This is a genomic window from Streptomyces daghestanicus, assembly GCF_020521275.1.
GTDB classification, from domain to species: Bacteria; Actinomycetota; Actinomycetes; order Streptomycetales; family Streptomycetaceae; genus Streptomyces; species Streptomyces griseoviridis.
Window position 1 is genome coordinate 404,036 of sequence record NZ_BNDX01000007.1, and the last position, 24,059, is coordinate 428,094.

General features: G+C 74.8%; 20 protein-coding genes. 9 read left to right on the forward strand and 11 right to left on the reverse strand.

From position 1 onward, the window contains the following. Nucleotides 1-3: 3 nt before the first annotated feature. From Sdagh_RS09125 to Sdagh_RS09140, 4 genes are read right to left on the reverse strand one after another with little or no spacing between them, the layout of a single operon-like run. The gene (locus Sdagh_RS09125; RefSeq protein WP_190078189.1) at nt 4-1,029 is read right to left on the reverse strand and encodes an iron-siderophore ABC transporter substrate-binding protein; all 1,026 of its coding nucleotides are present in this window, start codon (nt 1,027-1,029) and stop codon (nt 4-6) included. Between the two features lie 22 nt (nt 1,030-1,051). Continuing rightward, a complete protein-coding gene (locus tag Sdagh_RS09130) occupies nt 1,052-1,858 on the reverse strand; it encodes an ABC transporter ATP-binding protein (RefSeq protein ID WP_189424694.1) in 807 nt (268 codons plus the stop codon). Nucleotides 1,859-1,915: 57 nt separating this feature from the next. Next, complete coding sequence (locus tag Sdagh_RS09135) at nt 1,916-2,980, reverse strand: FecCD family ABC transporter permease (RefSeq protein WP_189424696.1); 1,065 nt, start codon at nt 2,978-2,980, stop codon at nt 1,916-1,918. Beyond that, the gene (locus Sdagh_RS09140) at nt 2,977-4,179 is read right to left on the reverse strand and encodes a FecCD family ABC transporter permease (RefSeq protein WP_189424746.1); all 1,203 of its coding nucleotides are present in this window, start codon (nt 4,177-4,179) and stop codon (nt 2,977-2,979) included. The genes Sdagh_RS09135 and Sdagh_RS09140 overlap by 4 nt, the downstream gene beginning before the upstream one ends. 55 nt (nt 4,180-4,234) lie before the next feature. Here Sdagh_RS09140 and Sdagh_RS09145 point away from each other — a divergent pair, with 55 nt between their 5' ends. From Sdagh_RS09145 to Sdagh_RS09165, 5 genes are all read left to right on the forward strand, one after another. Next, nucleotides 4,235-4,798, forward strand: coding sequence for an MSMEG_1061 family FMN-dependent PPOX-type flavoprotein (locus Sdagh_RS09145; protein WP_189424698.1), 564 nt, complete (start codon nt 4,235-4,237; stop codon nt 4,796-4,798). A 67-nt stretch (nt 4,799-4,865) separates the two neighbouring features. Beyond that, nucleotides 4,866-5,726, forward strand: coding sequence for an ABC transporter ATP-binding protein (locus tag Sdagh_RS09150; RefSeq protein ID WP_189424700.1), 861 nt, complete (start codon nt 4,866-4,868; stop codon nt 5,724-5,726). Further along, the gene (locus Sdagh_RS09155) at nt 5,723-6,706 is read left to right on the forward strand and encodes an iron-siderophore ABC transporter substrate-binding protein (RefSeq protein WP_189424703.1); all 984 of its coding nucleotides are present in this window, start codon (nt 5,723-5,725) and stop codon (nt 6,704-6,706) included. Before Sdagh_RS09150 ends, Sdagh_RS09155 begins: the two co-directional genes overlap by 4 nt. A 7-nt stretch (nt 6,707-6,713) precedes the next feature. Next, on the forward strand, nt 6,714-8,783 hold the full coding sequence (locus tag Sdagh_RS09160) for an iron ABC transporter permease (RefSeq protein ID WP_189424705.1): 2,070 nt from the start codon (nt 6,714-6,716) through the stop codon (nt 8,781-8,783). Between the two features lie 196 nt (nt 8,784-8,979). Then, nucleotides 8,980-10,314, forward strand: a complete 1,335-nt coding sequence (locus tag Sdagh_RS09165) for a lipase family protein (RefSeq protein ID WP_190011883.1) — start codon at nt 8,980-8,982, stop codon at nt 10,312-10,314. A 64-nt stretch (nt 10,315-10,378) separates the two neighbouring features. Here the strand turns inward: Sdagh_RS09165 and Sdagh_RS09170 are convergent, their stop codons facing one another. Further along, nucleotides 10,379-11,221, reverse strand: coding sequence for an RNA polymerase sigma factor SigF (locus Sdagh_RS09170; RefSeq protein WP_189424709.1), 843 nt, complete (start codon nt 11,219-11,221; stop codon nt 10,379-10,381). A gap of 465 nt (nt 11,222-11,686) precedes the next feature. Between Sdagh_RS09170 and proP the strand changes: the two genes are divergently transcribed. Next, nucleotides 11,687-13,174, forward strand: a complete 1,488-nt coding sequence (gene proP / locus Sdagh_RS09175) for a glycine betaine/L-proline transporter ProP (protein WP_189424748.1) — start codon at nt 11,687-11,689, stop codon at nt 13,172-13,174. Nucleotides 13,175-13,177: 3 nt separating this feature from the next. Here the strand turns inward: proP and Sdagh_RS09180 are convergent, their stop codons facing one another. The 6 genes from Sdagh_RS09180 to crtI all read right to left on the reverse strand — a co-directional run bounded on the left by Sdagh_RS09180 (nt 13,178) and on the right by crtI (nt 19,923). Further along, the gene (locus Sdagh_RS09180) at nt 13,178-15,256 is read right to left on the reverse strand and encodes an MMPL family transporter (RefSeq protein ID WP_190078188.1); all 2,079 of its coding nucleotides are present in this window, start codon (nt 15,254-15,256) and stop codon (nt 13,178-13,180) included. Nucleotides 15,257-15,407: 151 nt separating this feature from the next. After that, complete coding sequence (locus Sdagh_RS09185) at nt 15,408-15,926, reverse strand: MarR family winged helix-turn-helix transcriptional regulator (protein WP_226534902.1); 519 nt, start codon at nt 15,924-15,926, stop codon at nt 15,408-15,410. Nucleotides 15,927-15,935: 9 nt separating this feature from the next. After that, nucleotides 15,936-16,409 carry an MSMEG_6728 family protein gene (locus Sdagh_RS09190; protein WP_189424713.1) on the reverse strand — a complete coding sequence of 158 codons (474 nt, stop codon included), beginning with the start codon at nt 16,407-16,409 and terminating at the stop codon, nt 15,936-15,938. A gap of 18 nt (nt 16,410-16,427) precedes the next feature. After that, the gene (locus Sdagh_RS09195) at nt 16,428-17,435 is read right to left on the reverse strand and encodes a Rieske (2Fe-2S) protein (RefSeq protein ID WP_189424716.1); all 1,008 of its coding nucleotides are present in this window, start codon (nt 17,433-17,435) and stop codon (nt 16,428-16,430) included. Then, complete coding sequence (locus tag Sdagh_RS09200; RefSeq protein WP_190078187.1) at nt 17,432-18,439, reverse strand: phytoene/squalene synthase family protein; 1,008 nt, start codon at nt 18,437-18,439, stop codon at nt 17,432-17,434. The genes Sdagh_RS09195 and Sdagh_RS09200 overlap by 4 nt, the downstream gene beginning before the upstream one ends. After that, the gene (crtI, locus tag Sdagh_RS09205; RefSeq protein ID WP_190078186.1) at nt 18,436-19,923 is read right to left on the reverse strand and encodes a phytoene desaturase family protein; all 1,488 of its coding nucleotides are present in this window, start codon (nt 19,921-19,923) and stop codon (nt 18,436-18,438) included. The genes Sdagh_RS09200 and crtI overlap by 4 nt, the downstream gene beginning before the upstream one ends. A gap of 496 nt (nt 19,924-20,419) precedes the next feature. Between crtI and Sdagh_RS09210 the strand changes: the two genes are divergently transcribed. From Sdagh_RS09210 to Sdagh_RS09220, 3 genes are read left to right on the forward strand one after another with little or no spacing between them, the layout of a single operon-like run. Beyond that, a complete protein-coding gene (locus Sdagh_RS09210) occupies nt 20,420-21,610 on the forward strand; it encodes a lycopene cyclase family protein (RefSeq protein WP_226534945.1) in 1,191 nt (396 codons plus the stop codon). 28 nt (nt 21,611-21,638) lie between these two features. Further along, entirely contained in the window at nt 21,639-22,370 is a 732-nt protein-coding gene (locus Sdagh_RS09215; protein ID WP_190078184.1) for a methyltransferase domain-containing protein, read from the forward strand. Continuing rightward, the gene (locus Sdagh_RS09220; RefSeq protein ID WP_190078183.1) at nt 22,367-23,914 is read left to right on the forward strand and encodes an FAD-dependent oxidoreductase; all 1,548 of its coding nucleotides are present in this window, start codon (nt 22,367-22,369) and stop codon (nt 23,912-23,914) included. The genes Sdagh_RS09215 and Sdagh_RS09220 overlap by 4 nt, the downstream gene beginning before the upstream one ends. Nucleotides 23,915-24,059: the final 145 nt, after the last annotated feature.

Genomic DNA, 24,059 nt, shown 5'->3' on the forward strand with positions numbered 1-24,059 from the left:
GCCTCACTTCAGCGCGTCGGCGAACATCGGGACGACCTTGTCCAGTGCGTAGCCGACCGACTGCACCGAGTTGGTGGCGAAGGCGGTGCTGATGTTCTTGTCGGTGAAGACGATGTCGTGGCCCGCCTTCACCGCCGGCAGCGACTTGTAGAGCGCGTCGCCGGAGATCCTGGCCGCGTCGATGCCGATGGGCGCCATGACCACGAGGTCGGCGTCGAGCATCTGGAGGTTCTCCTCGGAGACGGTCACCGAGAAGCCCTCGCCGGCCTCCGCCTCGACCTTCGGGTTGTTCTCGAAGCCGAGCTGCTCGACGAAGCCGACCCGGTCGGTGCCGCGGACGTAGGCGCCCCAGCCGTTGGAGGTGCGGGAGCCGACCGTGATCGTCTTGCCCTTGAACTCGGGGTGTTCCTTCGCGGCGGCGGTGAACTCGGCCTCGGTGTCGGCGATGAGCTTCTCGCCCTTGTCGGCGAGGCCGAGCGCCTGGGAGATCATCTCGGTCTGCTTCTTCCAGCCGATCTTGTACTGCTCGCCGCCCTTCGGCACACCGATGGTCGGGGCGATCTTGCTGAGGGTGTCGTAGCGGGTCCGGTCACCGCTGGACTTGGTGTCGAGGATCAGGTCCGGCTTGAGCGCGGCGATCTTCTCGTACTCGGGTTCCAGGGTGCCGATCTTCTGGGGGCTCTTGTCGTACTCGCCCTCGGCCCAGGGGCCGACGCCGTCGCCGCCGAAGGCGAGCCAGTCGCTCTGGCCGACGGGCTGCACGCCGAGGGCGAGGGCGGTCTCGGCGTCGCCCCAGCCCAGCGCGACGACTCTCTTGGGCTGCTCGTCGACGGTGACGGTGCCGAACTTGGTGGCGACCTCGGCCGGGAAGGCACCGGCGGACGCCTTCGCCGAGGCGTCGGAGGAGGAGGCGGAGTCGTCCGCGGAGGAGCCGCCGCCGCAGGCGGTCAGGGCGCCGGCGAGGGAGAGGACGAGTGCCGGGGCGACCAGGCGCCGGGGGCGCCGGCGGGAGGGGGAGCTGAGGGACATGAGGGGGTTCCTTCTGTGCGGTTCACGGGGAGGGGACGTGGTGGCGGCCGAGGGGGACCACCATGGGGGTGCCGGACGCGGGGTCCGGGACCACCGTCGAGCGCAGCCCGAACACCTCGCGCACCAGGGACTCGGTGACGATGTCGGCGGGCGCGCCCTCGGCGACGACGCGGCCGGCCTTCATGGCGATCAGGTGATCGGCGTAGCGGCAGGCCAGGTTGAGGTCGTGCAGGACGACGGCGAGGGTGACGCCGCGGTCCCGGTTGAGGTCGGTGAGGAGGTCGAGGACGTCCAGCTGGTGGCTGATGTCGAGGTAGGTGGTGGGTTCGTCGAGCAGGAGGATGTCGGTCTCCTGGGCGAGGGCCATGGCGATCCACACGCGCTGGCGCTGGCCGCCGGAGAGTTCGTCCACGGACCGGTCGGCCAGGTCCATGACGTCGGTGGCGAGCATCGCCGCGGCGACGCCCTCGCTGTCGGCGGCGGTCCAGCGGCGGAACCAGCCCTGGTGCGGGTAGCGGCCCCGGCCGACGAGGTCGGCGACGGTGATGGCGTCCGGGGCGACCGGGCTCTGCGGGAGCATGCCGAGGGTGGCGGCGACCTGCCGGGGCGGGGTGCGGTGGATGTCCTTGCCGTCCAGCAGCACGGCGCCGGCGGTCGGGGCGAGCAGCCGGGCCATGGCGCGCAGCAGCGTCGACTTGCCGCAGGCGTTCGGGCCGACGACGACGGTGACCCGGCCGGGCGGCAGGTCGACGTCGAGACCGGAGATGATCTCGCGCTCCCCGTAGCCGAGACCGAGGCCGCGGGTCTGAAGGGTGTGCTGGGACGGCACCGGAGTTCTCCTACGTCGACGGGAAAGGGGGACGGCGGGTTTCTTCGCGGGGCGCGGTCAGCCGCCGCGCCCGGCCCGGCCCGCGCGGGCGAGCAGCCAGAGCAGGTACGGCGCCCCGATGACGCTGGTGACCACGCCCACCGGCAGCTGGGTGCCGGGCAGCAGGTGCTGGGCGGCGAAGTCGGCGAGGCAGACCAGGGCGGCGCCGGTCAGCGCGGACGGCAGCAGCGCGGCGCCCTGGCCGGGGACCAGGCGGCGGGCGATGGGCGGGCAGACGAAGGCGACGAACCCGATGGGCCCGGCCGCGGCGGTGGCGACGCCGACCAGCGCGGTGGCGCTCGCCAGCAGGGCGAGCCGACCGCGCTCGACGCGGACCCCGAGGCCGCCGGCCGCGTCGTCGCCGAGCTGGAGCGGCGCCAGGTACCGGGAGGCGGCCAGGGTGAGCGGCACGAGGACGGCCGCGCAGCCGAGCAGTGGCCGGAACTGGTCCCAGGAGCGGCCGTTGAGGCTGCCGGTCAGCCAGACGAAGGCGTTCGCGGCCTCGGTGACCTCCGCGCGGGTCATCAGATAGGAGCGCAGGCTGATCAGTCCGGTGCCGACGCCGATGCCGATGAGCACGAACCGGCTGCCGCTGACGCCGTCGCGCCAGGCCAGCAGGTAGATGAGGGTGCCCGCGAGGAGCGCGCCGACCAGCGCGCTGCCCGACATGGCCAGTCCGCTCAGGCCGAACGCCATGGAGGCGAGCACCGCGCCCGCGCTCGCCCCGGAGCTGACGCCGATGACGTCGGGGCTGGCCAGGGGGTTGCGCAGCAGGGACTGGAAGACGGCACCTGACAGGCCGAAGCAGAGGCCGACGAGGAGGGCGAGCAGCGCGCGGGGCAGCCGCAGTTCACCGACGATGAACCAGGTGCCGGCGTCCGCGCGGCCGGTGAGGACGGCCAGCACGTCCGCGAGGGGGACGTCGATGTCGCCGACGGTCAGCGAGAGCACCAGCGCGCCCAGCGCGGCGAGGGCCAGGCCGGCGCAGACGGCGGCGAAGCGGGCCCTGCGCGCGCGCCGGAGCCGGCCGATCGCGGCGGCGGCCCCGGCGGGCGCCGGGACACCGCTCAGGGAGGTGCTCACAGCGTCTCCTTACCGCGCCGGCGGACCAGCAGGATGAACGGGACACAGCCCACGGCGGCGGTCACGACCCCGACCTGGACCTCGCCGGGCGGCGCGATCACCCGGCCGACGACGTCCGCGACCAGCAGCAGCACGGGCGCGAGCAGGGCGCTGTAGGGCAGCACCCAGCGGTGGTCGGGGCCGGTGAACATCCGTACCGCGTGCGGCACGGCGAGGCCGACGAAGCCGAGGGGTCCGGCGATGGCGGTCGCGGCCCCGCAGAGCAGGACGGTGCTCACGGCGCCGAGGGCGCGGGCGACGCCGACCCGCTGGCCGAGGGCGCGGGCGAGGTCGTCGCCGAGCGCGAGGCCGTTGAGCCGGGGTCCCAGGCCGAGCGCCAGCACGCCGCCCACCACGATGAACGGCGCCGCCTGGAGGACGACGTCGAGGTCACGGCCGTCGAGGGCGCCGACCTGCCAGAACCGGTACTGGTCGTAGGCCTGGCTGTCGGTGAGCAGCATGGTGTCGGTGAGGGAGATCAGCAGCCCGGTGGCGGCGGCCCCGGCGAGGGCGAGTTTGACCGGTGTGGCGCCCTCGCGGCCGAGCCCGGCGACCCCGTAGACGAGGAGGGCGGCGAGGCAGGCGCCGAGGAAGCCGAACCAGATGTACTGCTCGGGCGCGGTCAGTGACAGCACGCTCATCGCGAAGACGACGGCGACGGACGCGCCGGCGTTCACGCCGAGGAGTCCGGGATCGGCGAGCGGGTTGCGGGTGACGCCCTGCATCACGGCGCCGGCGAGGCCGAGGGCGGCGCCGGCCAGCAGTCCGGCGAGGGTGCGCGGGACCCGTACCTCCTGCACGACGAGCTGGGCGCGGACCGAGCGGTCCGGGTCGAAGACGCCCTGGACGACATCGCGCAGGGGGACGTGACCCGACCCCACGGCCAGGCTGAGGACGAGGGCGGCGAGCAGCAGGACGGCGAGCAGGCAGAGCCCGGCGGCGAGGGCGGCGCCGCCGTGCCGGCGGGCGAGGACCGCCCGCGCCCCCTCGTCGGCCCGGGGCCGGACGGCTGGCGGAGCGTTCACCGGAGGAGGGTCCGGAGGGAAGGGACTGAGGTCATGGCGGGTCGGGTCCTCGAAGGGCGTGCTGAACGGGCCCGGAAAGGGCCGCGCGCACCGGAGGGGGCACCTCCGGATCGATAAGTAAGGCGAACCTAACATCAGATATCGTTTCACACGCAACTACCCGTCGTACGACGCACCCTGGGAGCCGGCCTTGCCGCTTACGATCGACACCGCCGGCGACCGGCCGGACACCGGCACGGAAGCGGGCTGGACCGAGCTGACCTCGGCCGCCGAGCTGCGGGAACTGCTCGGTGAGCCCTGGCCGCTGGTCATCGACAAGGTCCACGGCCGGCTGACGGAGGAGGACCAGGAGATCCTGGCCCGCTCGTCGTTCTGCCTGCTGGGCACCTCCGACGCCGACGGCAACTGCGACGTCTCCCCGCGCGGGGACGCGCCCGGTTTCACCCATGTCCTCGGACCCGGCCGGATCGCGCTGCCGGACCGGCCGGGGAACCGGCGCGGGGACAGCTTCCACAACATTCTGGCCAACCCCCGCGCCGGGCTGCTGTACCTGATACCGGGCGGCAAGCAGGTGCTGCGGATCAACGGCCGGGCCCGCATCCTGACCGACGCGCCGTTCTTCGACGCGATGGCCCAGGGCGGGAAGCGGCCCGCGCTGGCGATCGTGCTGGACATCGACGAGATCTACCTGCACTGCCCGGCGTCGCTGAACCGCGCGGGACTGTGGAAGCCGGAGTCCTGGCAGGCCGGTTGAGCACCCCCGGGGACCGACGGCACCCCGGCACTACCAGCACTTTTTAGGTTAGGCTAACCTTCGCCTCGTGAGATCTGGTGAAGAAGTGGCCGAAACCGTGCGGCTGCGCGGCCATGAGCTGACGGCCACGGACGTGACCGTCGCCTACGACGGCGTCGACGTCGTCCACGGCGCGTCGGTCGGCCTCCGGCCCGGCGAGGTGACCGTCCTGGTCGGTCCGAACGGCAGCGGCAAATCCACGCTGCTGCGCACGATCGCCCGGTTGCAGCGCCCGCGCACCGCCACCGTGCGGATCGACGGCGACACCGACGGCCTGGCCCTGACGTCCCGTGAGTTCTCGCGGTACGTGGCGCTGCTGACCCAGGGCCGGCCCACCCCGGGCGGTCTGACGGTGCGGGACGTGGTCGAGTTCGGCCGCTACCCGTACCGGGGGCGCTGGGGCCGGGCGGACCCGGACGGCCCGGCCGCCGTCGACCGGGCGCTGGCCCTGACCGGGGTGACGGAGCTGGCCGGACGCGGCGCCGACCACCTCTCCGGCGGGCAGTTGCAGCGGGTCTGGCTCGCGAGCTGTCTCGCCCAGGAGACCGGCGTCCTGCTGCTGGACGAACCGACCACCTACCTCGACCTGCGCTACCAGGTCGAACTCCTCGATCTCATCCGCGACCTGGCCGACGACCACGGCATCGCCGTCGGCGTCGTCCTGCACGACCTCGACCAGGCGGCGGCCGTCGCCGACCGGGTCACCCTGCTCGAAGCGGGCCGGATCGTCGCCGACGGTCCACCCGAGGACGTCCTGACCCCCGAGCGGCTCACCGCCGTCTACGGCATCCGCATCGAGGTCGACACCGACCCCCTCACCGGCCGGCTGCGCACCCGCCCGATCGGCCGCCACCACACCCGACGTGAAAGGCTCGGCACCACCTCATGAGACGCGCTCTCCTCACCGCGGCCGCCACCACCGCCGCGGCGCTCACCCTCGCCGCCTGCGGCTCCACCGAGCCGGCCGCCGACAGCGGCTCCGAGAAGTCCTCCGAGGCCATCACCCTCACGGACGGCACGGGCGCGAAGGTGAAGCTCGACGGCCCGGCCACCAAGGTCGTCGCCACCGAGTGGAACGTCGTCGAGAGCCTCGTCTCGCTCGGCGTGAAGCCGGCCGGCGTCGCCGACGTCAAGGGCTACACGACGTGGGACACGTCGGCCCCGCTGACCAACTCCCCCAAGGACATCGGCACCCGCGGCGAGCCGAGCACCGACACCGTCGCCGCGATCGCGCCGGACCTCATCGTCGCCACCACCGACCTGCCGGCCTCCGCCGTCAAGCAGCTCAAGAAGATCGCCCCGGTGCTCTCGGTGAAGTCCGCCGACGGCACCGGCCAGATCGACCAGATGCTGGCGAACGTCGACCTCATCGCGAAGGCCACCGGCACCACCGACCAGGCCGAGTCGGTCCGCGAGGACTTCGAGGCGAAGGTCGCCGAGGGCAAGAAGGCCCTCGCCGGCGCCGGCCTGGCCGGCGCCGACTACGCCTTCGCGGACGGCTACGTCGCCTCCAACCAGGTGACCGTCCGCCCGTACACCGCCACCTCCCTCATCGGCGAGGTCAGCGAGGCGATCGGCCTGAAGAACGCCTGGACCGTCAAGGGTGACGCCGCGTACGGCCTCGGCTCGACCGACGTCGAGGGCCTGACCGGCCTGCCCGACGACACGCACTTCGCGTACATCGGCAACGACGAGGACGAGAGCGCCACGCCGTTCGCCGGGGCGCTGGCCAAGAACTCGGTGTGGAAGTCCCTGCCGTTCGTGAAGTCCGGCACCGTGCACCGGCTGGACGACGGCATCTGGATGTTCGGCGGACCCGCTTCGATGTCGGCGTACATCGACTCCGTCGTCGCCGCGCTGACGAAGTAGCGAGGCCATGGCCGTCACCGCCACGAAACCCGCCACCCGCCCGTCGGCGGCGCCCATGTCCCGGCCGGGCGCGGCCGCGGTGACGGCCGCACTCGTCGTCCTGGTCGCCGCGCTGGCCGTCTGGGACGTCACCCAGGGCACCGCGGACGTCGGTCCGGGCGCGGTCTGGAAGGCCCTGGTCGGGCAGGCCGACCCGTCCGACGCCTCGGTCGTGATCGCCTCGCGGCTGCCCCGGGCCGCCGCGGGACTGCTCGTGGGCGCCGCCCTCGGCGTCGCCGGCGGCGTCCTCCAGGCCGTCAGCCGCAATGTCCTGGCCTCCCCCGACACCCTGGCCGTGAACGCCGGTTCCTATCTGGCGCTCGGGGTGGCCGGGGCCACCGGCCTGTCGCTGCCGCTGTTCGCCTCCGCCGGCGTCGCCTTCGCCGGCGGACTGGCGGCGGCGGCCGTCGTCCTCGGCCTGTCCGGGCTCGGCACCGGCACCGTCCGGCTGGTGCTGGCCGGCACCGCGCTGATGCTGGGCCTCAACTCCCTCACCCAGGGACTGCTGCTGCTCTTCCCCGAGCGCACCGAGGGCCTCTTCCAGTGGAACGAGGGCAGCATCAGCCAGAACGGCTTCGACGGCGTGCTGCAGACGCTGCCCGTCGTCGTGATCGGCCTGGCCGGGCTGCTGCTGACGGCCCGGCGGATCGACGCGCTCGCCCTCGGCGACGACGCCGCGCGCGGTCTGGGCGTGCCGGTGCGGGCCACCCGCGTCACGGTCGTGGTGCTGGCCGCGCTGCTCTCCGCGGCGGCGGTCACCCTCGCCGGGCCGATCGGCTTCGTCGGCCTGTGCGCGCCCGCGCTGGTGCGGCCGCTGTCCCGCCGCTTCCGGGGCTTCGCGCGCTCGCGCGGCAGCCTGCCCGCCGCCGCGCTGACCGGCGCGGCGCTGGTGCTCGGCTCGGACGTGCTGCTGCGGGCGCTGCTGCCGCGGGACGTGTCGGTGGCGGTGCCCACGGGCACGGTCACCAGCCTGGTCGGCGCCGTGTTCCTGGTCGGGATGGCGATCCGGCTGCGGGACACCTCCGGTGCCGGTGCGCCGGACCGGCTGCGCGTCCCGAGCCGGGCGGCGTTCCTCGCCACGGTCGCCGTCCTCGTCGTCGTCCTCGCCGGCGTCACGGTCGCGGGTGTGCTGGTCGGCGACAGCACCCTGCTCCTCGGCGATGTCTCGAACTGGCTCCAGGGGCGGGCCGGGCGGGCCGTCTCCTTCGTGCTGGACACCCGGGTGCCGCGGGTCCTGGCGGCGCTCGCGGCCGGTGCCGCCCTCGCCCTGTCGGGCACGCTGGTGCAGGCCGTCACCCGCAACCCGCTGGCCGACCCCAGCGTCCTGGGCGTCTCCGGCGGTGCGGCGCTCGGCGCCGTCCTGCTGGTGACGACCGTGCCCACGGCCGGCGGCTGGGGCATCGCCGGGGCGGCGTTCGCGGGGGCCGGGGTCACCGCGGTGGTCGTCTTCGGGCTCGCCGCGCGCGGCGGGTTCCGGCAGAACCGGCTGGTCCTGGTCGGCATCGGTGTCGCCTCGGGGACGACGGCGGTGATCAGCCTGCTGATCGTGCTCACCGACCCGTTCAACGCGACCAAGGCGCTGACCTGGCTGTCGGGTTCGACCTACGGCCGTTCCCTGCCGGACGTGGTGCCGGTGGCGCTGGTCCTGGTGGCCGGCCTGGTGTTCGCCGTGGTCCGGCGCACCGAGCTGGACCTGGTGTCGCTGGACGAGGACACCCCGCGGCTGCTCGGCCTGCGGCTGGCGCCGGGACGGCTGGGCTTCCTCGTGGTGGGCGTCCTGCTCAGCGCGACCGCCGTGGCCTGCGCGGGCACCATCGGCTTCGTCGGCCTGGTCGCCCCGCACGCGGCCCGCGCCCTGGTGGGGCGCCGGCACGTGCGGGTGGTGCCGGTGGCGGTCCTGCTGGGCGCCGCCCTGGTCGGCACGGCCGATCTGCTGGGGCGCACGGTGATCGCGCCGGCCCAGCTCGGTGCCGGCCTGATGACGGCGGTCATCGGCACGCCGTACTTCCTCTACCTGCTGGTCCGCAGCCGCCGCTGAGGCACGGGCGCCTGGGGCACGGGCGCCGGGGGCGCGGGCACCCCGGCGCCCGGGGCGCGTCCCCCGCGCGTTATTAGAAGCGGAGTCAAGTTACTGAACCGTAATAAGCCGGGTGCTACCCACGGTAACCCCGAGCCCGGTACGGTCCGGTCGTCCCGTCAGCAGCAGCGCGAGCACCATCGCCAGGAGGTTCGCCATGCCCGCACGCCCCGCACGTCCCGCCCTGCTCGCCGCGTCGATCGCCGCCGCCCTCGCCCTGGGCGCCCAGGCCGTACCGGCCGCCGCGGCCGGCGACGCGGCCTCCGTGATCTCCCGCGGCGTGGAGATACCCGCCTTCTACACCCCGCCGTCCACGCTCCCCGAGGCCGACGGCACGCTGGTGCGCAGCGAGCCGCTGAAGCTGGCCCTCAGCCTGCCCAGCATCGGCGGCCCGCTGCCCGGCCGGGCGACCCGGCTGATGTACAAGTCCACGGACGCGGGCGGCGGCCCGGTCGCCGTGACCGGCGCCTACATCGAGCCGACCGCCACCTGGCGCGGCGGCGGACCGCGCCCGCTGGTCGTCGTCGCCCCCGGCACCATGGGCCAGGGCGACCAGTGCGCCGCCTCGCTGGGCCTGGAGCACCCCCTGCGCCTCAACGGCGAGACGGTCTCGGTCGGCTACGAGGACCTGTCCGTCTACCGCCTGCTGGCCCGCGGCGTCGCGGTCGTCGTCACCGACTACGCCGGTCTCGGCGCCACCGACCGGCTGCACACCTACGTCAACCGCGTCGACGAGGGGCACGCGGTGCTGGACGCCGTACGGGCCGCCCGGTCCCTGGAGAGCGCGTCCGTCACCGCCGAGTCCCCGGTGGGGCTGTTCGGCTACAGCCAGGGCGGCGGGGCGACGGCCGCCGCCGCCGAACTCCAGCCCTCCTACGCCCCCGACGTCAAGCTGTCCGGCACCTACTCGGGTGCCGCGCCCGCCGACCTCACCGAGGTCACCGAGGCGATCGACGGCAGCGACCTCGCGGGAGCGCTCGGCTGGTCCCTCAACGGGTTCCTGCAGACCGAGCCGGCACTGCGGCCCATCGCGGACAAGTACGTCAACCAGAAGGGCCGGGAGGCGCTGGCGGACCTGTCGACGATGTGCGTCGGCGACGCCCTGTTCGGCTACGCCTTCGCCCGGAGTTCGGCCTGGACCACCACCGGGCAGTCGCTCGGCGACATCATCCGCGCCGAACCCGCGCTCCAGGAGTTCCTGGCCGAGCAGCGCATCGGCCGCCTGAAGCCGGCCGGCCCGGTCCGGGTGGCGACCGGCACCAGCGACAACCTGGTCCCGCACCGCCAGAGCCGCGAGATGGCGGCCGACTGGTGCGCCCTGGGCGGACAGGTCGACTACGAGCCGGTGCTGCTCCCGAACGTCGGCGACAAGCTGGTCAACCACTTCGGGGCGCTCCTCGCCGACCAGGGCGAGGCCATCTCCTGGCTCACCGACCGGCTCGCGGGCAAGCCCGCCGCCTCGGACTGCCGGACCCTGCCGCTCCAGCCCTGACCCGGAGCACGACACGGCGAGAGCCGGTGGCCGTGGCGGCCACCGGCTCTCGCCGTGAGCGGGGTCACTTGGTGGTGAGCATGCCCTCCCGCAGCCGCGCCAGCGTGCGCGACAGCAGCCGGGAGACGTGCATCTGCGAGACGCCGAGGCGCTCACCGATCTGCGCCTGGGTCATCTCCTCCACGAACCGCATGTGGATGATCTGGCGGTCGCGCTCGCCGAGTTCCGCGATGAGCGGGGCCAGCGCGTGGAAGTCCTCGACCAGTTCGAGGGCCGTGTCCTCGGTGCCGATGAAGTCGGCCAGCACGGTCTCGCCGTCCTCGCTGCCGCCGAGGGCCGCGTCCAGCGAGGAGGAGTTGTAGCCGTTGGCGGCGAGCCGCGCCTCCACGACCTCGTCCTCCGTCAGGCTCATCAGCTCGGCCAGCTCCTTGACCGTGGGCGTGCGGCCCAGCCGGCTGCGCAGCTCGTCGGTGGCCTTGGCCAGCTCGACCCGGGCCTCCTGGAGCCGGCGCGGCACGTGCACGGCCCAGGACGTGTCGCGGAAGAAGCGCTTGATCTCGCCGACGATGTACGGCACGGCGAAGGAGGTGAACTCGACCTCACGGGTCAGCTCGAACCGGTCGATCGCCTTGATCAGGCCGATCATGCCGACCTGGACGATGTCCTCGCGCTCCTCCGGGCCCCGGCTGCGGAAGCGGGACGCGGCGTAGCGCACCAGGGACATGTTCATCTCGATCAGGGTGTTGCGGGCGTACTGGTATTCGGGCGTGCCCTCCTCCAGCACCGCGAGCTGGTCGAAGAACAGCCGCGACAGCTCCCGGGCGTCCTTCGGTGCCACCTTCGACGGGTCGGCGACCTGGGGCAGCCGGACCGCTTCTCCCTCGACGTCCGTCTTCCGCGTCGTCATCGCCGCCGTCATCACGCGCCCTCCCGAGTCATTCGTATGCGTACCGGCCCTGTGGGGCCGACAACAGAGCGCGTACCCGGCCTTCACTCGAACACGCCTGTTTCTTTTCACCGATTTGGAACGCGTCCGCCGGAGGACGCCCGGGCGCCCTCCGTCCGGCCCCGGGCCCCGGCCGGAGGGCCGGTGGCGCCGGTGCGCGGAGTGGCGCTTGCCGGAAGGCAAGGCCCGCTGGAACCCACAAGCGGCATACCTCATCTTTCTCTATGAACCGGACAATCCTCCTCGCGGCAGACCTGTCAGGCAGCCGGTGTGAGCGGGCGCGGACCCGGGCAGCAGCCACGGCGTGCGCCGGACGATCAGTGCGGCACAGAATTCGCGTAGGCAAAAGCCGGGACGGAACAGGAAGGCGACAGCGTGGTGGACGCCGAGCCCGACGGCGGGTCGGGACCTCTGGGGCGGATGAAGATGCAGAAAGCGGTCGCGAACATGCCGGGGCAGGTCCGGGAGGAACTGACCCGCCGGCTGCGCCGGAACGAGGGGGCGTTCCGCGAGGAGGACGTCCAGGTCGTCGAGCGTCCCCTGCTGAAGCGGGCGGTCGGCGCCTCCGCGCTCGGCAACTGCATGGAGTGGTTCGACTTCGGCGTCTACAGCTATCTCGCCGCCACCGTCGGCAAGGTCTTCTTCCCCGGCGCCTCCCCGGGCGCCCAGCTGATCTCCTCGTTCGCCACCTTCGCGGCGGCGTTCGTGGTCCGGCCGCTGGGCGGCCTGGTGTTCGGTCCGCTCGGCGACCGCATCGGCCGGCAGAAGGTGCTCGCCACCACCATGATCATGATGGCGGCCGGCACCTTCTGCATCGGTCTGATCCCGAGCTACGACACCATCGGCATCGCCGCCCCGGTCCTGCTGCTGCTCGCCCGGATGGTCCAGGGCTTCTCCACCGGCGGCGAGTACGGCGGCGCCACCACCTTCGTCGCCGAGTACTCCCCCGACCGCCGGCGCGGCTTCCTCTCCAGCTGGCTCGACTTCGGCACCTTCGTCGGCTACGCCCTGGGCTCGGCGCTGGTGACGGTGCTGAACCTCGCCCTGAGCGACGACCAGATGCTCTCCTGGGGCTGGCGGCTGCCCTTCCTGATCGCCGGTCCGCTGGGCGTGATCGGGCTGTACATGCGGCTGAAGCTGGAGGAGTCCCCCGCCTTCCAGCAGCAGCTCGACGAACACGAGAAGCACATGGCCCAGGAGTCGGCCGGCAGTGAGCTGCGGACGATCGTGAGGAAGTACTGGCGGCCGCTGCTGATCTGCATGGGCCTGGTACTGCTGTACAACGTCACCAACTACATGGTGACCGGGTACCTGCCGACCTATCAGACCGAGACCCTGGGCCGCTCCACCGGCTTCGCCGACCTCCTGGTCCTCGTCGGCATGCTGTGGATCGTGCTGCTGATCACCTTCCTCGGGCGGCTCAGCGACCGGGTCGGGCGGCGTCCGCTGTACGCGGTCGGCGCGGCGGCGATGATCGTGCTGGCCGTGCCGGCGTTCCTGCTGCTGAAGTCGGACGGCACGGTGGCCCCGGTGCTCGGGGTGCTGCTGCTCTCCACCCTGCTGGCCTGCTTCGCCGCGCCGAGCGCCGCCACGCTGCCCGCCCTCTTCCCGACCGCCGTGCGCTACGCCGCGATGGGCATCGGCTTCAACTTCGCCGTCGCCGCGTTCGGCGGCACCACGCCGCTGTTCACCGAGGCGCTGGTGAACGCCACCGGCAACGACCTGGTGCCCGCCTACTATCTGGTGGTGGCCGGTGTCATCGGCCTGATCACCGTCAGGTTCCTCCCGGAGAGCGCCCAGGTGCCGCTGCGCGGCTCCCAGCCGATGGTCGGCTCCCGCGCGGAACAGCAGGAGCTGATCACCACCTCCGAGCAGCTCTACGACTTCGCCGAGGAGCGGTCCGCGACGCGCTGAGCGTCAGTCGCGGCTCAGCCGCCCCGGCCACCACACCCGGCGGCCGATGTCCCGGGCCAGCGCGGGCACCAGCAGGGACCGCACCACCAGGGTGTCGAGCAGCACGCCGAAGGCGACGATGAAGGCGATCTGCACCAGGAAGGCGAGCGGGATCACCCCGAGCGCGGCGAAGGTGGCGGCGAGCACCACGCCCGCGGAGGTGATCACCCCGCCGGTGGTGACCAGGCCCCGCAGGATGCCCTGGCGGACGCCGTGGCGCAGGGACTCCTCCCGGACCCGGGACATCAGGAAGATGTTGTAGTCCACGCCGAGGGCGACCAGGAACACGAACCCGTACAGCGGCACGGACGGATCGGTGCCGGTGAAGCCGAAGAGGTGCGGGAAGACCAGCGCGGAGACGCCGAGGGTGGCGAGGAAGTTCAGCGCCACGGTGAGCACCAGCAGCGCCGGGAGCAGCAGGGAGCGCAGCAGCGCGACGAGGATGACGAAGATGATGGCGAGGACGACGGGGACGATGAGCGTGCGGTCCCGCTCGGCGGTGCGCAGGGTGTCGTACTGCTGGGCGGTGTAGCCGCCGACCTTGGCGTCGGCGCCGGGCACGGCGTGCAGGGCGGCGCGCAGCCGGGCGACGGAGTCCTTGGCGGCGTCGCTGTCGGCGGCGGCGCTCAGGGTGACGTCGACGCGGACCCGGCCGTCGACGGTGAGCGGCTCGCCCCCGCCGGGCCGTCCGGAGGCGGTGACCGGCGCGGCCGAGGCGACCCCGTCGGTCTTCTCGGCGGCGGCGACGACCTGGTCGGCGCGGTCGGCGGCGGCGAGGACGATCGCGGGGTTGCCGGAGCCGCCGGGGAAGTGGGCGCCGAGGGTGCGCTGGGCCTGCACCGACCGCGCCTCGCCGACGAAGGTCTCGTCCAGCGGTACGCCCTTGGAGGCGAGGGACGGCGCGAAGGCGGCGGCGGCCAGCAGGCAGACCAGGGAGACGGCCCAGACCTTGCGGGGCGCGCGGTCCACGAGGTCCGCGACCCGGTGCCAGACGCCCCGGCGTTCCTCGGCGGTGCGGGGCCTGGCGGGCCAGTAGGCGGCGCGGCCGAGCAGCACCAGGACGGCGGGCAGGAAGGTGAGGGTGGTCAGGACGGCGCACACGATGCCGATGGCGCCGACCGGGCCGAGGGCGCGGTTGTTGGTCAGGTCGCTCAGCAGCAGGGCGAGCAGGCCGAGGGCGACGGTGGCGGCGCTGGCCACGACGGCGCCCCAGGACTCTTTGAGCGCGGCGCGCATCGCGGTGAACCGGTCGGCGCGGTGGGCGAGTTCCTCGCGGTAGCGGGCGGTCAGCAGCAGGGCGTAGTCGGTGGCGGCGCCGATGACGAGGATGGAGAGGATGCCCTGGACCTGGCCGTCGACGCGGACGACGTCGTGGTCGGCGAGGACGTAGACGAGCGCGCAGGCGACGCCGAGGGCGAAGACCGCGCCGAGGATGACGACGAACGGCAGCAGCACGCTGCGGTAGACCAGCAGCAGGATGACGAGGACGGCGGCCAGCGCCACCAGGAGCAGCAGGCCGTCGATGCCGGCGAAGGCGTCGGACAGGTCGGCCTGGCTGGCGGCGGGTCCGGCGATGCCGACCTGGGTGCCGGGGACCTTCGCCGCGGTGTCCCGGATGCGGTCGAGGGCGTCGGCGAGCCCGTCCCCGAGGCCGGGCCGCAGCGGGACGACGCCCTGCAGCGCCTTCCCGTCCTCGGAGACGACGGCGGGCGACACCTCACCGGCCACGCCGGAAGCTCCCCTGAGCGAGGCGAGCGCCTCGGTGGCCGCCCCCTGCCGGTCGCGGACCTGGCCGTCGCCGCCGTCGGCGGTCCAGACGACGATCGCGGGCAGCGTCTCGTCCTGCTGGAAGGCCTTCTGTTCGTCGATCACCTCGGTCGACTCGGCGCTGCGGGGCAGGAAGGCGGCCTGGTCGTTGGTGGCGACCTCGCCGAGGCGTCCGGCGAACGGGCCGGTGGTGCCGCCGACGCCCAGCCAGGCGATCAGCAGCAGGGCGGGCAGCAGCAGCCGGACCCAGCGGGCGCGGCGTGCGGTGACGGGCATGACTCTCCATCGGTGGCGGAGCTGGCACGGTGGACTCGGACGACTATCTCAATGAAAAACAATCTCAATCATCAAGATAGTTTTGGGTGATCGTAGTCGACGCCCGTCCTTCTGCCCGCACCCGGTCCCCGGATGCACCCGTTCGGCGCAGTCAGCGCCCGGTGGGCCCGAGCAGGGACATCTCCTCGTTCAGCGCGCCGAGGAAGCGGGCCACCGTCGCCAGCTCGTCGTCGGTGAAGCGGCTGCGGGCGGACTCGGTCGCCTCGGCCAGCGGCCGGAAGTAGGCGCGGGCCGCGGCCATCGCGTCGGCAGCGTAGCGGAGGTGGACGACCCTGCGGTCGGCGCTCTCCCGTACCCGGCGGATGTGCCCGGCGCGCTCCAGCCGGTCCACGCAGGCGGTCACGGCGCCGGAGGTGAGGCCCAGGTGCTCGCGCAGCCGCCCCGGTGTCATCGGCTCCTCGGCGTCGAGGATCGCCGCGAGCGCCGCGACGTCCGTGGCGTGCAGCCCCTGGTCGCCGGCGAAACCGTGCGCCAGCCGGTTGATCTCGCCGTTCATCCGGCGCAGGAGTACGGCGAAGCTCTGCAGGTCGGTGCCGGGTCCCGGCCCGTCCGCCGCCCCGTGCGTCCCCCGCTGTCGTTCCCGGCCGTCCCGGTCCTGCGCACTCGCCACGTGATCAGCCTATAGAAGGCCCTCGCGGTCGGAGTCCGGCCATACGTAGGGCAGGTCGTCGGGGGCGTCGGGGAACAGGGCGGCGTAGGTCCCGGGGTCCTTGCGGACCAGGGCGGAGCGGTGGCTCAGGTGGAACGCCTCGTCACCGAGCCAGGGCGGCAGTTCGCCGGCGTCCGCCAGGTCCGCCTGACCGCGCACCGGCGCGCCGGGCCGCAGCGCGGCGAGCCCGGCGACGAGGGAGGCGGCGACGCTGTCCTGGTGTCCCTGGTCACGCCAGACGCGGCAGATCTCCAGGCCGTAGCGGACCAGGGCCTCCTCGTAGCCGCGCCACATCTTCACCGCCGGGTGGTGGCGCCAGCCGTAGCCGGGAACGGTCAGGCCGCGCAGCACCTGGAGCGTTTCGACCCGCTGTTTGCCGAGCCGGCGGCGGTCCAGGGCGAGGGCGGTGGCACAGAAGTCGGGGTGGGGGAGGAAGGTCTGCATCGTCTCGTCCTCGTCGGTTCAGCCGGGGAACCGGCCGCGCTCGCGCAGGTGCCGGCGTCGCTCGGCGTAGGCGAGGTCGTCGCGCCAGAGCCGGCCGGCGGCGGCGCTCATCACGGGCCGCACCAGGGGGGACAGCCGCCGGGCGAGGGCGAAGCCGGGCCGGTCGGAGGCGGCCAGCACGGCCTCGGTGACGGCGGTGCGGGGCCGTCCCGCGGCGTCCGGGCCGAGCGGGGTGGCATGGGTCTCGACGACGGAGCCGGTCCCCTCCCCCTCGGTGATGCGCATGACGACGGTGCGCGGTTCGGGCGCGCTGAACTCCGCGCGGACCGGTACGACGAGCCGTCCGCCGAGCCGGAAGGAGACGTCCACGACGAAGCGGTCACCGCCGTCGGTGCCGTCGGGCTCGCCGACGACGGTGAGGTCGGCGAAGGAGTAGGGGTGGAACCAGGCGCCGTGCCAGGGGTCGAGGCGGTTGGCGACGACGTCCTCGGGGTCGCAGGCGCCGGTGCCCCGCCAGACCGATCGCAGGGCCGCCGCCGGCGCGGGGCGCGGCGGCACGACGGGCGCCCCGGTGGGCCGCTCCCCGCCCACGCCGTCCAGCCGCGCCCACACCAGGACGCCGTCGTCGTGGACCGGCAGCGGCTCCCATCCCGCCGTCGCGGTGCCGTCGAGGGCGAGTCCGTGCCAGTGGCAGACCAGCGTGCCGCACCGCACCGGGCTGTCGGCGAGCGGGGCGCCGAGGTGGGGGCAGACACCGGGTCCGCCCACCAGGCGTCCGTGCGCGTCCCGCCAGACGACGACCTCCTCGCCGGCGACGGTGGTGGCCAGCGGCCGGCCGGGGCGTACGTCGGTCCGGGCGCCGACGACGTACCAGTTGCCGGACGGCCGGGCCTGGGCCCGCTTCAGCGCCTCGGCGATGAGGCCGGGGCGGGCCGCGCGCCAGGTCGGCCGCTGGCGCTCCCAGGGGACGGGACGCCGGAGCCGCAGGGGGAACCGGCTGCGGCGCGGTCCCGGCTCGGTGTTCATCCGGTCTCCCTCATGACGTGGGCGCTGTCGGGGCACACCGGGGTCGCCGGCCCGGCGACGGCGCCCGTGCGGCGGGACCGCAGCCGGGCGGCGGCCACCCGGGTCAGTCCGTCGGCCGCGAGGAGCGCCCGGCGGCGGCGCGGCACCACGGCCCGCCGGTGCAGCACGGCGTGGCCGCCGGCCGCGATGGTGTCGAGGATGTTCCGGTAGAGCACGCACGCGGTGCGGACGCAGGGCCGCGCGACCGGGTCGAGCATCGCCAGGCCCGGTACGGCCTCGCGGTACACGGACCGGGTGAGGTCCTCGGCGGCGCGCAGGGCGGCGGTGATCCGGCGGTCGTGGCGGCCGGTGCGCCTGCTCCACTCCAGCAGGGCCCGGTCGACGCCGTGCGCGGCGAGCAGGTCGGCCGGAAGGTAGATCCGGCCGCGGTCCAGGTCCTCGCCGACGTCCCGCAGGAAATTGGTGAGCTGGAAGGCGACGCCGAGCGCGGCGGCGTGCGGGGCGGCCGCGGCGCGGGGGGTGACGGTGCCGAGCACGGGCAGCATCTGGAGGCCGATGACGGCGGCCGAGCCGTGCATGTAGGCCCGCAGGTCCTGGTAGGTCGGGTAGTCGGTGACGGTCAGGTCGCTGCGCATGGACGCCATGAAGGCGGTGAAGTGCGCCGGGTCGATGGCATGGCGGGCCGCGGTGTGGGCGACGGCGCGGACCACCGGGTCGCCGTCCGCCGGGCCGCCCGCGAGGGCGGCGCGCAGCCGGGTGTCGAGCCGGTCGAGGGCGGCGGCGCGCTCCGGTGCCGGGGCGGCGGCGAGGTCGTCGACGATGTCGTCGGCACGGCGGGCGAAGCCGTACAGGGCGTGCACGGCGGGTCTGCGGTCGGCGGGCAGCAGGCGGGTGGCGAGGAAGTAGGTGCGTCCGTGCCGGGCGTTCAGGCGGCGGCAGCGGGTGTAGGCGGCGCGCAGGTACGGGTCGGTGATGCCGGCGGCGTCGAGTTCGCGGGCGGTCATCGGCGGCCCCCGGTGATGCGGGCGGCGGCCAGTTTCCCGGAGAGCAGGACGGTCGGCACGCCGACCCCGGGTGTGGTGCCGCAGCCGGCGATGACCGCGTTGGCGGTGCCGCGGACCAGGTTGCGGGGGCGGAACGGCCCGGTCTGGGCGAAGGTGTGGGCCACCGAGAACGGGGTTCCGGCGGCGTGCCCGAGGGCGGTCCAGTCGGCGGGGGTCACCAGGCACTCCTCCTCGATGGCGGCGGCCAGGCCGGTCAGTCCGCGGCGTTCCAGGGTGGCCAGCAGCCGGGTGCGGTAGCCGGGGGCGAGGTCGGCCCAGTGTTCGGCGGCCGGTCCGATGTCGGTGTTGGGGCAGGGCGCGAGGACGTAGTGGGTGTGCCGGCCCTCCGGCGCCAGGGAGGGGTCGGCGGCGGTGGGGCGGGTGATGAGCAGGGAGGGGTCGGTCATCAGGGTGCCGGTGCGGGTGAGTTCGTCGAAGGTGCGCTCCCAGGCGGCCCCGAAGGAGAGCGTGTGGTGGGCCAGTTCCGGCCAGGTGCGGGTGGTGCCGGCGTGCAGCACCACCGCGGAGGGCGCGTGCCGCAGCCGCAGCGGGCGGCGCGGGCGGCGGCCCAGCAGCCGGTGGACGGCGGGCAGGTCGGGGGTGAGGACGACGGCGTCGCAGGCGAGGCGCTCCTGGTCGGTGACGACGGCGGTGACCCGGTCGCCGGACCGCTCCAGCCGGGTGACGGTCTGTCCGAGGCGCAGTGCGGCGCCGGCGTCGACGGCGGCGGCGGCCATCGCGCGGGGCAGCGCGTGCATGCCGCCGCGCGGGAACCAGACCCCGGCCACGGTGTCCATGTAGGCGATGACGGCGTACGCGGCGAGCGCCCGCGCGGGGGCGACCCCGGCGTACAGGGACTGGAAGGAGAAGACCCGTCGGAGCCGTTCGTCGCGCAGGAACCGGCCGATCCGCGCGTCCAGCTGGCCGAACCCGCCGAGCGCGGCCAGCCGGGCCAGGTCGGGGGTGAGCAGGCCGAGCGGCGAGTCGAAGTTGGCGTCGATGAACCGGCGCATCTGGACGGCGTACAGCCGGGTGAGCCAGGTCCGCAGCCGCCGGTAGCCGGCCGCCTCCCGGGCACCGGCGAACCGTTCGACCTCGGCCTCCATCGCGGCCGGGTCGGTGTGCACGTCCAGGACGCTGCCGTCGGCGAACCGGGCCCGGTAGGCGGGGTGCAGGGGCAGCAGTTCGACGCGGTCGCGCAGCCGCTCGCCGACCGCGGCGAACGCCTCGTCGGCCAGGTCGGGCATGGTGAGCACGGTCGGGCCGGTGTCGAAGCGGTAGCCGCCCCGGTCGAGCAGCCCGGCCCGGCCGCCGGGCACCGCCCCCCGTTCCACGACGGTCACCCGCCGCCCGGCGCCCAGCAGGTGCAGGGCGGCCGACAGCCCGGCGAGCCCGGCGCCGACGACCACCACATGGCCGGTGGGACCGGTGACCGTACGCGTCACCGGGCCACCCGCCGGGTCCGGGGCACGGCGGCGCGGGGCCTCCCGGTCCGGGGCGCGGGCCCGGTGGCGCGGGGTCTCCCGGGCGGCGCGGGCGCGGTGGCGCGGGGGGAGGGCGGTCGTCGGCCGCGGGGGGCGCGGTCGGCCCGGCTGGGGCGCATCCCGTGTCCTCTCGTCGTCGGTGCGGGGGCGGGTGGCGTCTGCGTCAGGTGTTCCGGATCACGGGGCGTTCCGGATGCGCCCCGGCCGCCGGACCGCCCGTCCTGGTGACGTGCCGCCGGGGTGGGCTGATGCCTTCCCCCGGCGCGGCCCGCGCCACGCCGCGTTGGTCCGATCATGTACGCCGCTCACCCGCTCGGCGGGCGCCCGGCACCGCACCGCCCGCGCGGCGCATCCGCGCGGGCCGCCGGAACGGAATACTCCCGGTACTCCCGGCGCGGCCGTCGCGCGCGGGGCCGACCGGGACCGAGGCGCGCGCGGATGGAGAGAGGCGGTCGCACTGGACACGGACATCGTCATCGTCGGTGCCGGGGCGGCCGGCCTGTCGCTGGCGCACCGGCTGTCCCCGGCGGACGCGTGCGGCGCCCCCGGCGTCTCCGTCACCCTGGTCGGCCCTCCCCCGGGCCCGCTGCGCCCGCCCGCCCGCACCTGGTGCTTCTGGGAGGCGGGGCCGGGCCGCTTCGACGCCGCGGTGACGGCGTCCTGGGAGTGGCTGCGGGTGCGGGGGCCACGGGGCGCGGTGGTGCGGCGGCCGATCGCGCCGCTGCGCTACAAGATGATCCGCTCGGACGACTTCGAGGCGCTGGTCGGCCGCGACCTGGCGGGGCGTCCGCTGGTCCGGCGGGTCGAGGCGACCGTCGCCGCGGTCACCGCCCGGCCCGACGGGACCGTACAGGTACGGGGCACGGACGCCGCCGGCGGTCCGGTGGAGCTGCGGGCCCGCTGGGCGTTCGACTCCCGGCCGCCGCACCGGCCGCCGCCCGCCCGGACCCGGCTGCTCCAGCACTTCCGCGGCTGGTTCGTCCGCACCGAACGGCCGGTGTTCGACCCGGCGGTGGTCGACCTGATGGACTTCCGCACCCCGCAGCCCACGCGGGGCCTGTCCTTCGGCTACGTCCTGCCCACCGGCCGCCGCACGGCCCTGGTCGAGTACACCGAGTTCGGTCCCGCCCCGCTCACCGAGGACGCCTACGACCGCGCACTCGACGACTACACGCGCCGCGTCCTCGGAACCGGTGCCCTGCGGGTCCTGTCGACCGAACAGGGCGTCATCCCGATGACCGACGCCGCCTTCCCCCGGCGCACCGCCGGGCCGGTCTTCCGGATCGGCGTGGCGGGCGGGGCGACCCGGCCGTCCACCGGCTACACGTTCGCCGCCGTCCAGCGGCAGTCGGAGGCCGTCGCCGCCGCCGTCCGGGCGGGCCGCCGCCCGGCGCCGCCGCCCCCGCACCCGGCGCGGGCCCGGCTGATGGACGCGGTGCTGCTGCGCGCGCTGGACACCGGCCGGGTGGACGGGCCCGAACTGTTCCTGCGGCTGTTCGACCGGGTGCCGGCGGCGCGGCTGCTGCGCTTCCTGGACGGGCGGTCCCGGCCGTACGAGGACCTGGCGGTCGGCGCGCGCACCCCGGTCCTGCCCATGCTGCGCACCGCGGCCGAACTGCCGTGGCTGCCCCGCCGCTCCGCCCCCTGACCCACCTCGCACCCACGGGAGTTCACCGATGCCGCTGCTGCGCGACACCGCGCTGGCCACCGCCTTCGACCGCGGCGCCGACACCTACGACCGGCTGGTCGGGCTCAACCCCGGTTACCACGCCCAGCTGCGCCGCTCCGCCCGCCGCCTCGCCCTGGGCGCCGGGGGCACGCCGGTGCGGCGGGTGCTGGACCTGGGCTGCGGCACCGGCGCCTCGACGGCGGCGCTCGCCGCCGAGCTGCCCGCCGCGCGGATCACCGGCGTCGACGCCTCGGCGGGGATGCTGCGCCGGGCGGGGACCAGGACCTGGCCGTCCCGGGTCCGGTTCGTGCACGCGCCCGCCGAGGACCTGGAGGAGGCCGGGGTACGGGGCCCGTTCGACGCGGTGTTCGCGGCGTACCTGTTCCGCAACCTGTCCGACCCGGACGGCGTGCTGCGCGCGGTGCGCGCGCTGCTCGCGCCGGGCGGGGTACTGGCCGTGCACGACTACACCCTGGGCGGGCGGCGCGCCGACCGTCTGGTGTGGTCGGCGGTGTGCCGGGGGGCGGTGCTGCCGCTCGGCGCGGTCACCGGCAACCGGCGGCTGTACCGCCACCTGTGGCGCAGCGTCCAGGCGTTCGACACCGCACCGGCCTTCCGTGCCCGCCTGGCGCGCGCGGGCTTCGACCGGGTGCGGGTGCTCCCGCTGCCGGGCTGGCAGACCGGCATCACGCACACCTTCCTCGCCCGGCGTCCGGCGACCAAAGGAGACGTCCGATGAGGCGGCGGCACCCGGAGCCGCCGGGCCGGGACCGGCGGGCCCGGCGGCTCCCGGCGCGGCCCGGACGGGAGCGGGTGGCCGGTGATCCGCCGTCCGCGGCGGTGATCGGCGGGGGCATCGCGGGGCTGGCGGCGGCGACGCTGCTCGCCGAGCGGGGCATACGGGTCGTGCTCCACGAACGCGAGCCGGTGCTCGGCGGCCGGGTCTCCGGACGGCCCGTCACCCTGCCCGACGGCACGGCCGTCACCATGAGCCGGGGCTTCCACGCCTTCTTCCGCCAGTACTACAACCTGCGCGCCCTGCTGCGCCGCGCCGACCCGGCGCTGGACGCGCTGACCGGGCTGCCCGACTATCCGCTGGTCCACGCGGACGGCGCGCGGGACGGCTTCCGCCGGGTGCCGCGCACCCCTCCGTTCAGCGCGCTGGGCTTCGTCGCGCTGAGCCCCAGTTTCGGACCGCGGGACCTGCTGGCGCTCCGCCCCGGCGCGGCCCTGCCGCTGCTCGACGTCCGCGCCGACCGCGTGTACCGGGACCTGGACCGGGTCAGCGCCCACGACTTCCTCGACGCGCTGCGCTTCCCGGCCGCCGCGCGGCACCTGGCGTTGGAGGTGTTCTCCCGGAGCTTCTTCGCCGACCCCCGCCAGCTGTCGGCCGCCGAGATGGCGCTGATGTTCCACATCTACTTCCTGGGCTCCGCGGAGGGTCTGCTGTTCGACGTGCCGCGCGAACCGTTCCCGCAGGCCCTGTGGGACCCGCTGGCCCGCCGCCTCACCGCGCTCGGCGCCGAGCCGCGCACGTCCCACCCGGTGGAGGCGGTACGTCCGCTCCCCGGCGGCGGGTACGAGGTGGCCGGTTGCGGCGGGGCCGAGCGTCACGACGCCGTCGTCCTGGCCCTGGACGCCGGGGGGCTGCGGACGCTGGTGGGCCGCTCGCCGGGGCTCGGGGACGCGGCCTGGCGGGAGCGGGTGGCCCGGCTGCGGACCGCGCCGCCGTTCCTGGTGAGCCGCCTGTGGCTGGACCGGCCGGTGGCGCCGGACCGGCCCGGGTTCCTCGGCACCAGCGGTTACGGGACGCTGGACAACGTCAGCGTCCTGTCGAAGTGGGAGGGGGAGGCGGCCCGCTGGGCGGCCCGCACGGGCGGTTCGGTCGTCGAACTGCACGCCTACGCGCTCCCGGGGGACTCCGTCCGGGACGTCGAGGAGAAGCGGCTGACCGGCCAGTTGCACCGGGTCTACCCGGAGACCCGGCACGCGCGGGTCGTCGCCGAGCTGCACGAGTGGCGGGCGGACTGCCCGCTGTTCCCCGTCGGCGGCTATCCGGACCGGCTCACCGTGCGCACCCCGGACCCGACGCTGGTGGTCGCCGGGGACCTGGTCCGCACGGGGCTGCCCGTGGCCCTCATGGAACGCGCGGCGACCTCCGGTCTCCTCGCGGCGGACGCGCTGCTGGAGCGGTGGGGGGTACGGGGGGAGACGCTGTGGACGGTCCCGGACGGGGCGCGCAACGGGGTGCTGCGGGCCCTGGCCCGGTGCGGGGGGCGGTGACGGCCGTCTCCCGGGCGCGGATGCGTCGTGGTCGCTCGCGCAGTTCCCGGCGCCCCTGGAGGGACGGACGCGGAACGCCCCTTCAGGGGCGTGGGGAACTATGCGGCCGGCCCCCACGACGCACCCGCACCCGCCCGCGCACCGG